Source organism: Ferroglobus sp. (assembly GCF_015521575.1).
GTDB lineage: Archaea > Halobacteriota > Archaeoglobi > Archaeoglobales > Archaeoglobaceae > Ferroglobus.
In genome coordinates, this window is record NZ_WANY01000028.1 from 1 (window position 1) to 14,340 (window position 14,340).

The 14,340-nt window shown below is 44.0% G+C and carries 16 protein-coding genes; 10 read left to right on the forward strand and 6 right to left on the reverse strand.

Going from position 1 to position 14,340, the window contains the following annotated elements; all coding sequences use genetic code 11:
- A partial coding sequence (locus F7C14_RS01000; RefSeq protein WP_290898849.1) for a radical SAM protein occupies window positions 1-951 on the forward strand: 951 nt, incomplete at its 5' end.
- Here the strand turns inward: F7C14_RS01000 and F7C14_RS01005 are convergent.
- Complete coding sequence (locus F7C14_RS01005) at window positions 938-1,588, reverse strand: hypothetical protein (RefSeq protein ID WP_290898851.1); 651 nt, start codon at window positions 1,586-1,588, stop codon at window positions 938-940. The two genes, F7C14_RS01000 and F7C14_RS01005, sit on opposite strands and share 14 nt — an antisense overlap.
- A gap of 161 nt (window positions 1,589-1,749) precedes the next feature.
- Between F7C14_RS01005 and F7C14_RS01010 the strand changes: the two genes are divergently transcribed.
- Window positions 1,750-3,147 carry an NAD(P)H-hydrate dehydratase gene (locus F7C14_RS01010; protein ID WP_290898853.1) on the forward strand — a complete coding sequence of 466 codons (1,398 nt, stop codon included), beginning with the start codon at window positions 1,750-1,752 and terminating at the stop codon, window positions 3,145-3,147.
- Here the strand turns inward: F7C14_RS01010 and F7C14_RS01015 are convergent.
- The 3 genes from F7C14_RS01015 to mvk all read right to left on the reverse strand — a co-directional run bounded on the left by F7C14_RS01015 (window position 3,144) and on the right by mvk (window position 5,073).
- Window positions 3,144-3,407 (reverse strand): winged helix-turn-helix domain-containing protein, encoded by a 264-nt coding sequence (locus F7C14_RS01015; RefSeq protein WP_290898855.1) that lies wholly within the window; start codon window positions 3,405-3,407, stop codon window positions 3,144-3,146. The genes F7C14_RS01010 and F7C14_RS01015 overlap by 4 nt on opposite strands.
- A 99-nt stretch (window positions 3,408-3,506) precedes the next feature.
- Window positions 3,507-4,223, reverse strand: coding sequence for an isopentenyl phosphate kinase (locus tag F7C14_RS01020; RefSeq protein WP_290898858.1), 717 nt, complete (start codon window positions 4,221-4,223; stop codon window positions 3,507-3,509).
- Window positions 4,186-5,073: a mevalonate kinase gene (gene mvk / locus F7C14_RS01025; protein WP_290898862.1), complete on the reverse strand. Its 888-nt coding sequence runs from the start codon at window positions 5,071-5,073 to the stop codon at window positions 4,186-4,188. Before mvk ends, F7C14_RS01020 begins: the two co-directional genes overlap by 38 nt.
- Before the next feature lie 51 nt (window positions 5,074-5,124).
- Between mvk and F7C14_RS01030 the strand changes: the two genes are divergently transcribed.
- Together F7C14_RS01030 and F7C14_RS01035 are read left to right on the forward strand one after the other, a co-directional pair.
- Window positions 5,125-5,814: a metallophosphoesterase gene (locus tag F7C14_RS01030; RefSeq protein WP_290898866.1), complete on the forward strand. Its 690-nt coding sequence runs from the start codon at window positions 5,125-5,127 to the stop codon at window positions 5,812-5,814.
- Window positions 5,811-6,845, forward strand: coding sequence for a TIGR04084 family radical SAM/SPASM domain-containing protein (locus tag F7C14_RS01035; RefSeq protein ID WP_290898869.1), 1,035 nt, complete (start codon window positions 5,811-5,813; stop codon window positions 6,843-6,845). Before F7C14_RS01030 ends, F7C14_RS01035 begins: the two co-directional genes overlap by 4 nt.
- A gap of 68 nt (window positions 6,846-6,913) precedes the next feature.
- Here F7C14_RS01035 and F7C14_RS01040 read toward each other — a convergent pair whose 3' ends face one another.
- Complete coding sequence (locus tag F7C14_RS01040; protein WP_290898872.1) at window positions 6,914-7,687, reverse strand: DUF166 family protein; 774 nt, start codon at window positions 7,685-7,687, stop codon at window positions 6,914-6,916.
- A gap of 91 nt (window positions 7,688-7,778) precedes the next feature.
- Here F7C14_RS01040 and F7C14_RS01045 point away from each other — a divergent pair, with 91 nt between their 5' ends.
- From F7C14_RS01045 to F7C14_RS01055, 3 genes are read left to right on the forward strand one after another with little or no spacing between them, the layout of a single operon-like run.
- Complete coding sequence (locus F7C14_RS01045; protein WP_367114306.1) at window positions 7,779-9,221, forward strand: RtcB family protein; 1,443 nt, start codon at window positions 7,779-7,781, stop codon at window positions 9,219-9,221.
- Window positions 9,218-10,117: a deoxyhypusine synthase gene (locus F7C14_RS01050; protein ID WP_290898875.1), complete on the forward strand. Its 900-nt coding sequence runs from the start codon at window positions 9,218-9,220 to the stop codon at window positions 10,115-10,117. Before F7C14_RS01045 ends, F7C14_RS01050 begins: the two co-directional genes overlap by 4 nt.
- 23 nt (window positions 10,118-10,140) lie before the next feature.
- Window positions 10,141-11,046, forward strand: a complete 906-nt coding sequence (locus F7C14_RS01055) for a polyprenyl synthetase family protein (RefSeq protein ID WP_290898878.1) — start codon at window positions 10,141-10,143, stop codon at window positions 11,044-11,046.
- On the opposite strand, the gene F7C14_RS01060 is transcribed toward F7C14_RS01055, so the two are convergent.
- A complete protein-coding gene (locus F7C14_RS01060) occupies window positions 11,014-11,652 on the reverse strand; it encodes a histidinol phosphate phosphatase domain-containing protein (RefSeq protein WP_290898882.1) in 639 nt (212 codons plus the stop codon). The genes F7C14_RS01055 and F7C14_RS01060 overlap by 33 nt on opposite strands.
- 38 nt (window positions 11,653-11,690) lie before the next feature.
- Between F7C14_RS01060 and F7C14_RS01065 the strand changes: the two genes are divergently transcribed.
- The 3 genes from F7C14_RS01065 to F7C14_RS01075 form a co-directional block, all read left to right on the forward strand.
- Window positions 11,691-11,981, forward strand: a complete 291-nt coding sequence (locus F7C14_RS01065; RefSeq protein ID WP_012965795.1) for a DUF211 domain-containing protein — start codon at window positions 11,691-11,693, stop codon at window positions 11,979-11,981.
- Between the two features lie 35 nt (window positions 11,982-12,016).
- Window positions 12,017-13,603, forward strand: a complete 1,587-nt coding sequence (locus F7C14_RS01070; RefSeq protein WP_290898885.1) for a 2-oxoacid:acceptor oxidoreductase subunit alpha — start codon at window positions 12,017-12,019, stop codon at window positions 13,601-13,603.
- Window positions 13,600-14,340 (forward strand): thiamine pyrophosphate-dependent enzyme (locus F7C14_RS01075; RefSeq protein WP_290898888.1); only part of this gene is annotated, 741 nt, incomplete at its 3' end. The genes F7C14_RS01070 and F7C14_RS01075, both read left to right, overlap by 4 nt.

Genomic DNA, 14,340 nt, shown 5'->3' on the forward strand with positions numbered 1-14,340 from the left:
ATAGATGACCTCGCAGCTATGAGGGTGCCGGTTATTCTGTTTAGTGGTGGCGAGCCTTTACTCAGGAACGACATCTACGAGCTTATCTCTTATGCGAAAAGTAAGGGCATTCACTCCTCTCTTTCAACAAACGGAACGCTCATCGATGAGAATGCGGCGGCAAAGCTGAAAGAGGCTGGAGTTGACTACGTTGGAGTAAGTTTGGATGGAAGTGAGGAGGTTAACGATGAATTCAGGGGTCTAAGGGGAGCTTTTAAGAAAGCACTCTCTGGGTTGCTCAATGCGAAGGAGAAAAACATTTTAACTGGAATAAGATTTACCGTTACGAAGTTCAATTACGAAGAGGTGCCGAAGCTTTTGGATCTTGCCGTCGAGTACGAAATTCCGAGATTTTGCCTGTATCACCTCGTCCCTTCTGGTAGGGCGGACTTTGAAATAGACATAAGCAATAAAATAAGGAGAGAGCTGATGAACTGGCTCTTCGAAAAAGCTATCGAGCTTAGGGATGAGAGGGAGAAGGTGGAAATTTTAACGGTAGACAATCCGGCTGACGGCATCTTCTTCTATCTGAAACTCAAAGAGATGGATGAAAATTTTGCTGAAGAAGCTTTCGAGTTTTTAAAGATCAGGGGAGGGGACAACAGCGGTTTCAGAATAGCCGACATAGACATGTACGGTAATGTTCATCCCAATCAGTTCTGGTGGGATTATACGGTGGGAAACGTTAGAGAGGAGAAGTTCAGCGAAATGTGGCTGAATCCCAAAGATGAATTGCTTAAAAAACTCAGAGAAAAGCACAAGTACATAAGTGGGAAGAGGTGTGGGAGGTGCAATTACAAACTGTACTGCGGTGGTTTTAGGCTGAGAGCGTTGAGACATGGCGATTTGTGGGGAGACGACCCAAGCTGCTATCTAAAAGAGGAGGAAATATTTGAAACTAAACCTCCTTAAACTTACCGTCTATTAGGCTTAATTCGAAGGAAACGTAGTCTGGAAACGATGAGAAAACGTTGTTTTTAATCTCCAACAGAACTTTCCCCTCGCTGTTTCTGAGCTTTATTATGTGGTCAAAGTATTTCTTAAGAAAAATGCTTTTTTCGTAATTTTCGATCTCGATAGGAACGAAGATGTGAAAGGAACTGTCCCTAACGTAGTCGAACATCTGCACGATCATGTCGTAGCCGTCGTCTTCAAAAAGTTCCATTAAAGTTGTTGCCCCAAAAACGAATATGTGCTCGTTGTCGATTCCCTCCAAGAAATTTAGAAGGGAAACTCCTATTTCCGAGGGGGAAGTTAAGATAACGTTCGAATAAAGCTTTCCGAAAGGAATTTCGTTGTTTTTCCCCACTTTGAAGATCTTAACGCTGTCGAAGTACTTCTTATCTTCTGGATGAGTCTTAATGTAATTTTCGTAGGATTTTTTGAGCTTCCTCTGAAGGCTTTCTCCGAAAACTATCAGGTTTGCCTTGTTTTTAGCTTCTTTAAGCATGTCGGTAAAAATCGAAAATGAGTACTTGAAAGAAGAATACATTATGAGATTCCTTACGTCGTCGGACGAAATGAGCTTGACGACTTCGATGTAGTGCATGTTTTGAATAAAGCGTTCAAAAAATAAAAAATATTCGATTGAAATGCGACAAAACAGTATTTATTTTTTGGAAATTGCACTTGAAGATGTAAAAATTTTACAGTCTGAAATTTCCGATACTTCTCCAATATCCTTATTAAACTTCAGAGAAACTCTCTTCTATGATAACGAGTGAAGAGATGTTCGCCTTGGACACCAACTGCAGGTATTACGGTTTGACAACACTTCAGCTTATGGAGAATGCCGGAAAAGCGATAGCTGAGGAAATTAGGAAGAGAATAAGGGAAGGAAACGTTGCTGTGTTTGCCGGAACAGGAAATAACGCTGGAGACGCTTTCGTTGCTGCACGCCACCTGAAAGAATTTGACGTGAAAATTTACCTGATGAGAGAGGATTTCAGGACTGAAGAGACAAAGACGAATTTCGAAATTTTGAAAAAAGCGGGATATGAAGCGAAAACCTTTCACGAGTGGATTGACGAAGAAATTGAATGTGATGTAGTTTTGGACGGTTTGCTCGGAACCGGTGTTAAAGGTAAGCTAAGAAAGGATTACAGGGAAGCTATAGAGAAAATGAACGAAATAAAAGCTTTTAAAGTGGCGATAGATGTTCCGTCAGGCTTGAATCCGGATACCGGAGAGTTTGACGTAGCCTTAAAAGCAAACCTTACTGTTACTTTCCACAAACCGAAACCGGGGTTGTATAAGGCTAAAGAAATCTGCGGAGAAATCGTTGTGGCAGATATCGGCATTCCGGAATACTTTGAAAAGCTAACTGGACCTGGAGATGTTAAGATTTCTTACAAGAGAGACCCTAATGCACATAAAGGACAACACGGAAAAGTTCTCGTTGTCGGAGGGTCTCCCTACATCGGTGCACCGGTTTTAACGGCTCTGGCAGCTTATGCCGCTGGAGCAGACATCGTTACCCTTCTCGTTCCGGAAAGCATTTACGAAATTGCCGCAAGCTTTTCCCCGGAGATCATTACGAGAAAATTGAGGGGGGAGGAAATCACGGAGAATAACATCCCAGAAATTTTAGAATTCGCTGAGAAACACGACGTTGTGGTTTTCGGGATGGGGACGGTGGATAAAGGAGAGATAGCTACGGAAATTTCTAAAAAGGTTAAAAAAATCGTTCTTGATGCCGGAGGATTGACTTCTAAGGTGTTTTGCGAAGCAATTTTAACCCCCCACGCTGGAGAATTCAAAAGAGTTTTCGGAAAAGAAGCGACGGTTGAGAACGTAAAGGAAGCGGCAAAGTCGAGTAGAGCCGTTTTGCTGTTGAAGGGGAGGAGGGATGTGATTACCGACGGAGAGAAAATTAAGTTTAACCTTACGGGAAATGAGGGAATGACCGTCGGAGGCACAGGAGATGTGCTGGCTGGAGTTTGCGGGGCTTTCTTCGCTAAAAATTCGGCTTTTAAAGCTGCTTGCTCCTCAGCATTTACCGTCGGATTGGCTGGTGATTTTGCAATGAGAGAAAAGTCCTTTAACTTCACAGCCAAAGATGTGATTGAGATGATTCCGCGAGCTATTAAATTCTCCTTGGAGTTTTAGTTTAGAGCTTTGACGAGCTGTTCGAGGAGTTCCACTGCCTTCTTTCCTTTTTCGGTTAGCCTATAAATCCCGCCGTCCTTTTCTACGAGCTGAGACTTCATAAGAGCCTTGAGGTGTCTGTCGAGAATTCCCGGATTCAGCTTTGTTATGAACATCAGCTCAGAGAACTTCTTTCCCTCGTACTTCATCGCTTGCAAGATTTCGTAAACACCCTTCCTCGAAACGATCTTCAATGGCTTGTACCTTTCGAGGGCAATCATCCCACTCACCTCACACTCCTTATCCTAATCATTGTCATCATAATATTTAAGCTTATCGGTTTTGAAATTACCAAACTGTAAATAAAATTTGAAAAATATTTAGAGCTTGTAATTTCCTTTTTCAATTTTCGTCGGAACAATCTCGTTTTTCATGAATTTTTCGAGATTTTTAGAGTTAAATATGTACGTTTCGCAATGTTTGGCAATTCTCAAAGCTTCTTGGTACTTGTTGAGCATCCCTCCAGTCACATCGTCCTTTCCTACAGCGCCTTTCAAATCTTTCAGAATTTCTTGGTAATTTCTCTCGTTAACGACTTCTACAACCTCTCCTCTGTGAAGAATTTCGCTGTCGGAAGCGAATCCGACCTTCTCCGGTTTAAAATATTCTGCGAGCATCCTAACGATCTCATCACCAGAAATGACCCGGAATTTCTCCCCTTCCATTATCACGTCTCCGTGGAACACTGGAACGAAACCGAATTCCAAGAGTTTTTCGACCATTTTTAAGTCGGGGTTTGGAAAAAACTCTATCGGATGAATGGGAAATACACTAACGTCGTACTTCTCTAAATAGCTGCAGAACATTATGTCCAGCCTTAGACAAGCGTTGTGAACTTTTGTTATCGACATCGCATCACTTATCCCGTACTTTTTTACATGGGGGTGTCCAAAGGATCCCACGCCGTGAACGATTATAATGTCCCTTACACCCTTCAGGATCTTCGCGATTCTCTCCATCTCTTTCTCCTTTGCAACTTCAAAAACCCCCTCTCTTTTTTCAGTTATCAAAGAACCTCCAATCTTCAAAATCTTCAATTCTCGCTCCCTCCTCGTTTATTTTTACTTCAAAAGCACCCTCAAAAGGTTTTAAGGAAATTAAGCACCCTCCACCCCCAGCCCCAGTGATTTTCGCAGAGACACCTCTCCTCTCCAGATCGGCAACGAAAGCGTCTATCTCAGGCGTACTTACCCCTATAGCTGAAAGCAGCCTTTGGTTTATGAAAAAGAGCCTCTCAAGTTTTTCGACCTCCCCCCTCTCGAAGAGCTTTGCCCCTTTTAGCGTTATTGCGTCGATCGCATCGAAAATTTTCTCGAAAATTTCCGGAAAAACTTCTCTTCTCTCCGCAACTCCTGCAACCATTTCAGCTGTTATCGATCTTTTTTTCGTGTCGTAAACGAAAAGCTTGGTAATTTTTGGATCAACTCTTTTTCTCTCGGGAAATATCCAAGCCCCCCCGAAAGTTGAGATGAACGGATCGGTTCCGCTTCCTCTTCCCTGAACGTCAAGCTCAACTTTCCTCGCAAGCTCGAATATTTCATCTTTCGTTAAGGAAGTAGAAAAAAGCTCGTTTAAAGCTGTTAAAGTAGCGACGGTAACTGCTGCAGAGCTGCCGAGTCCGGATGCTGGTGGGATTTTACTCCTTACCTCGATTTTTACTCCTTTGAAGTCCGTAACTTCTTTGAAATTAAGGATCGACTGGGAGATGAAGGGATGAACGTTAAAATCTAAGCCGGTTTTTCCGAAATCTGAGTGTATCTCAACATCATCTTTTTTTTCAGCTTTAACGTAGCATCTTAGGTTTATGGCTGAAGCTAAAGCCCTTCTTTTATAAACGACCGCATGCTCACCGAAGATAATTACCTTGCCGGGTGCCGAAGAGATCATAGTTTTTGCTGAGGCAACGTTAATATAAAGATTTCACGAGGTAATTTGGGAATGAAGCTAAAAGATCTCACGCTCACACCAGAAAGAGCAGCGATTGTAGGTAGAGTAGCCATAATCGCGGATTTACATCTTGGCATAGAGAACGCTATGGTCGAGAAGGGCATATCGATCCCAGAACTTCAGTTCGAGGAGGTTATGGAAAGAATTTTTACGGTAATTGAAAAGTACGATGTGGAAAAGCTCGTTATCGCCGGGGATCTTAAGCACGAGTTTGGAAGGAATTTGCCTTTGGAGTGGAAGGACGTGAGCGAATTTTTGGAGAAGCTTAACGATATAGTTGACTTGGAAGTAGTCAGAGGTAATCACGACAACTTCCTTCCGGCAATTCTCGCAAAATACGGATTGGAGTTGAAGGAGGAAGTTAAAGTCGGTGGGTGGAAAGTTATTCACGGGCACAAAGAGGTGGAGGGGGAGAGAATAATCATGGGGCACGAACACCCGGCTGTTAAGATTAGGTACGGGGGAGCTGTTTACTCTTATCCGTGCTATCTTCATGCAAGAAACGACAGAGAGATCTTGGTTTTACCGGCTCAATCTTCCCTCTCTTCCGGAACCGATGTTTTAACTGCAGATAGCTTTCTCAGTCCGCTCCTGAGCTTTGATATGAAAATAGATGTCTATGCGGTGGAGGATGAGGTTTATTATCTGGGAGAGCTCAGCAGGCTTAAGACGGTAGTATGATGTTTATAGTATTTACAACCGCAAGATGCAACTTGAACTGTATATACTGCGGAGGATTGGAAGAGAGCGTTATGCCGATGGAAATCACTTACAGCTTGGACGATCTCGTGAACTTCATCGAGAGCGATAAAAATCCATCAGTTGCCTTCTACGGAGGAGAGCCGTTGTTGAATGTTGAGTTCGTTAAAAAAGTTATGGACAAAATCAATGCCGAGCACTTCGTCCTTCAAACGAACGGTCTTTTGCTGAAAAAACTTGGAAAAGATTATTTAAAGAGATTTTCGACGATCCTCGTGTCGATTGACGGAAGAAAGAGTGTTACGGAATTTTACAAGGGAAGAATTTACGACAAAATTCTTGAGAACGTTAATTGGCTGAGAAAATTCTACGAAGGAGAGCTAATTGCTCGGATGGTTGCCAGCGATAAAACGGACATATACTTGGATGTTAAGCATCTATTGGGACTGAATTTGTTTTCTCGTATTCACTGGCAAATCGACGCCATATGGGGGGAACTAAGAAAAGAGAGCTTTGAAATGTGGAGTGAAAAATACAAGCTTGATTTGGGGAGGCTCATAAATGAGCTGAAGGAGAAGCCGGAGGACTTTTTTAGAATCGTTCCTTTCGCCGGAGTTTTAAGCGGTTTGGAACACGGAAATTTACTAAAACCTCCCTGCGGCTCGGGAAGTGAAAGCTTTGCTATAACCACTGACGGAAGGGTCGTTGCCTGTCCTGTTTGCTCGGAGCTGGAATGGAATAACGTCGGAACGATTTACGACGATCCGAAGAACTTGAGAAAAGTTGAGCCTGTGGAACCATGCCTTTCATGCGACCTCTTCGACGTTTGCGGCTCAAGGTGTTTATTCTCAAACAGGGAATGGCTCTGGGGAGAGTGGGGATTCAAAAAGCTCTGCGAATTAACGAGAGCACTTGTTAATGAACTCGAAAAGGTTAGAGAAGAGCTGAAGGAGAAGGGCTACGATATCCCTCTTTATCCTCCTTATCTGAACACGACGGAGATAATTCCTTAACAATCTAAATTGCTGTTAGGCAGACGAAGAAATTTTATCAGCGATAAAATTGAGCTCGACATACAAAACTACTCTGACAAAACGAACTTCTTCATGTGTTCGGGAATAAAAGCGGAAGCGTCGATACCGCAGGCTTTGCTGAACTGATAAACCATAACGTAGCCGGCTAAGTGGAAGGGAGCTTCTTTTATTTCTCTGTCTCTATCCATGCTTGCCATGCAAGGGTATGCGCACTGATGTTGATGGATCTCCTTCCAGAAATCTTCGACCTTTTCTATTACGTAACCTCTCATTCTCTTGGCAATGTAGTATGCTGAACCGCACGGATCACTTCTTAAAACCTTCACGTCTTCTATCGCGCTTCCGTTCATCACGACTTCAAACTCTGGCTTTCCGAATCCGAGTTTCGAGAGAGTGGTATTTGAGGAACAGAATGGTTTTGGAGAGAAGAATTCCCTTCCGGTCTCCTCGCAACTCCTCCTAATCTGCTCTCTTAAACCCGGAGACAGCCACTTCGGGTCTTCAACAGGGACTATAAGGGATTTAAATTCCGCAATGCTTGGAAGATCGGCGAGCAAATCTGGATGCATGTTTATAGCTATTAGGATATCGGTGTCTTCGACTTCCCCAACAATTGTTTCTGGTTCCTCTATGTAGTTGCCGTAAAACTCCGGAGAGTTTAGCTGCTTAACGAAAACGATTGCCTTAGAAAGATCGTAACTCTTGCAAAAATCGCACTCGTCTATTCCGCACGCCCCAAAGCGAGGACACGATTTAGGATAAGCGAGGTTGCTCACGAATCTTTCCCCGAACTCGCCACTGTAGAGTATACCAATCCTCATTCCTTGTCAAGCTATGGAGGAAATTCAATAAGTTTTTTGGTGTGAAAAAGCATTAATATCAAAAAGCGAAAGACTGCTTTGGGTGATGGTTATGGAGGGAATTCTGAAAAAGATTACCGATTACAAGTGGGAACTCCCGAAAACTTACAAAAGAGGAATGAGGGTACCAGCTTACTTTTACATAAACAGAAAGCTGATGCAAATTCTTGAGAGAGATGCCGTTGAGCAGGCAGCAAACGTTGCGACCATGCCGGGGATACAGGTAGCCAGTTTAGTTATGCCAGACGTTCACGTTGGTTATGGATTCCCGATAGGAGGTGTGGCAGCTTTCGACGCTGAGGAAGGAGTTGTAAGCCCCGGAGGAGTAGGTTTCGATATAAACTGCGGAGTTAGGCTTATAAGAACGAACCTGAAGGTTGATGAGGTCAGAAAGAGAATAAGGGAGCTTATTGACGCTTTATTTGTAGCAGTCCCCTCTGGCGTTGGAAGCGAAGGAAGGCTGAGGGTTAGCGATAAAGAGTTGGACGAGATCTTCGTCTCGGGAGCCAAGTGGGCTGTCGAAAACGGCTACGGCTATGAGGAAGATTTGAAGCATTGCGAAGAGAACGGTGCGATGCCTGGGGCTAAGCCGGAGGTCGTGAGTAGGAAAGCCAGAGACAGGGGAAGACCTCAGCTCGGAACTCTCGGCAGCGGAAACCACTTTCTTGAGGTGCAGTACGTTGACAAGATTTTTGATGAAGAAATCGCCAAGGCTTTCGGACTTGAAGAGGGCATGGTGACGGTGATGGTGCACTGCGGAAGCAGAGGTTTGGGACATCAGGTTTGTACAGACTTTCTGCAAGTTTTAGAGAGGGCTGTAAAGAAGTACGGAATTCACCTTCCTGACAGACAGCTTGCTTGCGCTCCGATAAACAGCAAGGAGGGGCAGGACTACTTTGCTGGAATGGCTGCCTCAGCCAATTACGCATGGTGCAACAGGCAGATAATCACCCACTGGGTTAGAGAGACGTTCCAAAAGGTTTTCAGGATGAGCGAAGAGGATTTGGGCATGGATTTGATCTACGATGTCGCCCATAACATAGCTAAATTCGAAACCCACAATGTAAACGGAAAGAAGATGAAGGTCGTAGTCCACAGGAAAGGGGCGACAAGAGCTTTCGGACCGGGAAGCGAGGAGCTACCTGAAGATTACAAGAAGACAGGGCAACCAGTGCTCATCCCCGGAAGCATGGGAACACCAAGCTACGTTCTCGTTGGAACAGAAAAGGCTATGGAAGAAACTTTCGGCTCAACGTGCCACGGAAGCGGAAGAGTTCTCAGCAGAGCAGCGGCTAAACGAAAGCTGAGGGGCAGTCAGGTTAAACAGTCATTGGAGAGAAGGGGAATCTACGTTAGAGCAACTCAGGGAGCTTTGCTTGCTGAAGAAGCTCCGGAAGCTTACAAGAGCAGCGACGATGTTGTTGAAGTAGTACATAGAGCGGGAATTTCGAAAATAGTTGCAAGACTGCTTCCGATGGGAGTTGCTAAAGGATGATACGGGAAATCGATGTCAGAGAGGAGCAGAGGATATCTGAGTTGCTCGAACAGTTTAAAGACTCCGCTTTTAACGCAAGAAGACTTGGAGAGGCAGCGAGTATTTTTAAAGAGATGGTCGAAAAAAATTCCTTCATATTTTTGACCTTAGCCGGAGCGATGATTCCAGCGGGGATGAGGAGGATAGTTTCCGGAATGCTCGAAAAAGGCTTTGTTCACTCTCTCGTTACAACTGGAGCGAACGTAACCCATGAAATAGCCGAAGCTCTCGGTTTCAGGCATCAGAAGGGAAGCGAGAGGGTCGATGATGTGGAGCTGAGTAGAAAGAACGTGAATAGAATTTACGATGTTTTCGTATCAAACGAAGCTTTTGAGAAAGTTGAGGAATTCACTTCAAAAATATTCGAAAATCTTAGCGGAACTTACGGAAGCTACGAGCTGATGTGGGAGATAGGAAAAAACCTACCCGAAGACTCTTTTTTGAAAATTGCTTACGAGAAAAAAACGCCGATTTTCGTTCCGACCATACACGACTCAATTCTCGGGCTTCACCTCTACATTTATGGGAAGGATTTGATAATTGATCTAAAGAAAGATATTGGAAAAATTCTCGATCTGTGTTTTGAGAAAAAGCCAATTGGCGTGTGCATAGTTGGGGGTGGGGTGCCGAAAAATTTCACCCTCCAAGCGATGCTCCTTGGAGAGGGGTTTGATTACGCCATCCAAATAACCACCGACTCCCCCCAATTCGGAGGTTTGAGCGGAGCTACCCTTGAAGAGGCTAAGAGCTGGTGTAAGTTGAAGGAGAATGCTAAGGTCGTGACGGTTTACTGCGATGCGACGATAGCCTTACCTTTAATCTACTCCTACCTTCTCGATTCGAAACTTTTAAAATAGTTGACGTTGCGAGGTTGACTTAAATGATCGAAAATTGGGAGGAATACAAGACGATTGAAAAAGCGCTGAAAGAACTGTTGGACAGAGAGGTGATTATCCCGAAGATTAAAAAAGCTCTTAAGCATCTGATCGAAGCCGGAGGAAAGAGAACCCGTCCAATAATTGTTTTGCTAAGTGCAAAGCTTGCTGGAGGGGATGAAAAGGAAATTCTCGACATGGCTTTGGCTGTTGAATTGATTCACACGGCAAGCTTAGCACATGATGACGTTATCGATAGGGGGGTTAAAAGGAGAAACAAGGAGACCCTCAACGTTAAATACGACGATTCCTTAGCGATTCTTGTCGGAGACTGGTTAATTTCCAAATCCGTGCAATTAACAGCTAAATACGGATACGACATAGTGAAGGATTTCGCCAGGACCGGAATGCTCATGAGCGAAGGGGAAGTTCTCGACGTTTACAGCACGAAAGAGAAGTTCGACGAGGAAGAGTATTTCAAATGCATAGAATACAAGACAGCCTCTTTATTTGCCTACTCAGCTAAAAACGCTTATCAATACTTCTCACAAGATGAGGGAGTTGAGAAGCTTTTCCAGTACGGCTTGAATTTGGGCTTAGCCTATCAGCTTGTTGACGACCTTCTTGAGTACCTCTCCCTTTACGGGGACAAATCAAGTAAAATAGAGTCGAAAACCCTTCCGATGATTTACGAAGAAAAGTATGGGGTTGAGAAGGCTGTAAAAAAAGTTATGGATCTCATAGTGGATTACTCTCAGAAGAGTAAAAAAGCACTGGAGTTCTTCGAAGATGGAATTGTTAAGGGTAAGCTGTTGAGACTCGTTGACTTCATGACCTTCGATTTGATTAAAGATTACTTTGCAAAATCTGGCAGAAACTTAGATCTTCTTTCTCCTCACTATACTCCTTGAGTTTTTCAGGAGTTCTTCAAGCTCTAAATTGCAACCTTTAGCCACTTTTTCAGCGAAGTCCTTACTTATGAAGTCGCTTGGAGAGTGTGCGTCGGTATTCAAAACGAGCTTTACTCCGAATTCTTTCGCTATTTTCGCAACGTAACCGTTTGTTAAACTGTGTCCCCTCCTTGTGGTTATCTCAAAGTAAATTCCGTTTTCTGCTGCCAATTCAGCCGTTTTTTCGTTCACAAGGCCTGGATGCGACAAGATGTCGATTTCCTCTTGGACTGCCGCAAAGTTCGTTCCCTCGGCTACGGGCTCAACTATCGTCTCTCCGTGGACAACTATTACTTCAGCCCCCTCCTCTCTCGCTCTTCTAACAACCTTGCCTATAAGCTTCGGAGGGACGTGAGTTATTTCCACTCCAACGAGCACCTTCACACCGTACTCTTCTCTATCCTCCGCGAACTTCCACAGCTTTTCGATCACAGAGGAAAGGTTACTCAGGTCTACATGGTCAGCTATGCAAACAGCCTCGTAGTCAAGGCTTTCGAGCCTCCTTGCTATCTCGCTCGGAATTAATTCGCCGTCGCTGAAAATTGAGTGAACGTGCAAATCTATCATACACAAACGTTAAATAGCTACCCCTATAATATTTTACCGTGGCAGGAATAAGAAGATTGGTGCTTGACGTTTTAAAGCCCCACGAACCGAGCAACATAATACTGGCGAAGGTTTTGAGCGAGCTTGAGTTCGTGGACGGGGTTAACCTGAGCCTATACGAGATCGATCAGAACACAGAGAACGTTAAAATCACGATCGTCGGAGATAATATGGATTTTGAAGAAATTAAGAGGACGATAGAGAGGTTGGGGGGAGTCATTCATAGCGTTGATGAAATAGTAGCTGGTAAGAAGATAGTCGAAACTGTTATGACCGAGCAAGACAGGTGAAGTGTTAAATATTCCCCAAATCTTTCTAATTCTTAATGCCAGATTACAACATTTGTTTTGCTGGAGCAGCTGGAGACGGAATAAAGGAAGCTGGAGTTCTTGCTGCGAAGCTCTTTTCCAAGCTCGGGTATAATGCTTTCGTCTATCAAGAGTACCAGTCCCTGATAAGAGGGGGACATAACGCAAGCGTCGTGAGGTTTTCGGAAAAGAAGGTCAGAAGTCACAGATACTACTACGATATTCTCATTTGCTTAGAGGACTACGTTTATGACAAGCACAAAAAGAGGCTTAGGGGAATGCTCATTCACGATTCCAAGTTTAATCTGAACGGAAAAGCCGTTCCGATGACAGAATTCGTCAAAGAAGAGCAAAAACCGTTGTTTTTCAGAAATGCGGTGGCTTTGGGAGTTTTAACTTACGTGTTCGGAATAGACTTCGAAGTTCTTGAGGATGTTTTCATCGAAAGTTACGGGAATAAAGCCTCGGACGATATAATTCTTGCTGAAGAAGGTTACTCCTTTGCGGAAGAGAATTTTGAAAAATTGGAGGAGCTTGAGAAAATTGGAGAGGAAAAGAAAGTTCACTCGGGAAATGAAATGGTTGCCCTCGGAATGATAAAAGCCGGACTGGAGAGATTTTACGCGTATCCAATGACACCTACCTCTCCGATCCTGCATTTCCTCGTGAGGAGGGAGGATGTTATCGCTTATCAGCCTGAAAGCGAAATTGCAGCTATAATGATGACTATTGGCTCCGCTTTCGCTGGAAAAAGGGCTGCAACAGCTACGAGCGGTGGCGGGTTTGCTCTTATGACGGAAAGCATTAGTCTTGCCGGAATGGCTGAAGTACCAGTTTTAATCGTTTACGGACAAAGAAGTGCCCCATCAACGGGAATGGCTACCTACACAGCTCAGGAGGATCTTTACTTCGCTTTAAATCCGGCTCATGGAGAATTTCCTCTCATTGTCGCTTCTCCAATTGATTGCGAAGACGCTTACAAACTCGGAGCTGAACTTTTAAACTTGGCATGGAAGTTTCAAACTCCGGCGATACTGCTTTCGGATAAGCACCTCCTTGAAAGCTACGAAACTGTGAATTATCCTAAAGTACGAAGAGAGAGAATAAGTATAGTGAGAGGAAGCGAGGGGGTTTTCAAAAGATACGAGATCACTCAAAACGGAATTTCTCCTTACGCCGTTCCTCCGGCGATAGTTAAAGCCAATAGCAACGAGCACGACGAATACGGCTTTACAACCGATGATGCAGAAATTGCCAGAGTAATGTACGAGAAGAGAATGAGGAAGATGAGGGAGATAGAAAAGAATGTGAAAAACAGTTACGTTGAAGAAGGGAAGGGCAACGAGACGATCGTTACGTGGGGATCAAATTACGGAGCAGTTAGAGAGGTTGCCGAAGAACTCGGATTTAAGGTAGTGGCTGTGAGATTTCTAAAGCCGCTGGATGTTCCGAAGATTAAAGAGAACTCTTACTGCGTTGAGTGCAACTACCAAGGTTTGCTTGCGGGGATGATAGAAAGAGAGCAGAGGATAAAGCTGAGGAGAATTTTGAGGTGGGACGGAAGACCGTTTACCCCTGAGGAGCTTAGGGAGGTTTTGAAATGAAGGAAATCACTTGGTGTCCGGGATGCGGGAATTTCGGGATTCTCAGAGCTTTTAAAAATACGATAAAAAGGCTGGTTGAGGAGGGGCACGAAATCGGAAAGTTCGTCGTCGCTTCCGGAATTGGCTGCCACGGGAAAATTGTGGACTACATAGAGCTTCCTTCATTTCACGTAATTCATGGAAGAGTCATTCCGTTTCTAACCGGACTGAAGTTGGCTAATCCGGAATTAATAGCCATCGGCTTTGCCGGAGATGGTGATCAATACAACGAAGGTTTGGATCACCTAATTCACGCTGCGAAGAGAAACGTTAACATCACAGTTTTTATTCACAACAACGGAGTTTTCGGCTTAACCACCGGGCAATTCACGGCAACAACCCCGAAGGGAAGAGTAACGAGAACAACGCCCAAAGGAAATCCGGAAGTTCCATTAAATCCAATAATGCTGGCTCTTGTTTCCGGAGCAACTTTTGTTGCGAGAGGTTATGCTGGAAAACTTAACCAGCTTGAGGAGATTATGTACAAAGCTATTCTCCACGAAGGTTTCTCATTTGTGGACATTCTTCAACCTTGTGTGAGTTTCAACAACACTTGGAGCTATTACAACAAAAAAGTCGTGAACTTGGAAAAACCAGCAAAAAGTCTTGAGGAGGCTATGAAAATAGCAGCATCGAATGAGATTTACACCGGAATAATTTACGAGGAGAGGAGGGAGACGCTTGAGGAGTTTTTAAAG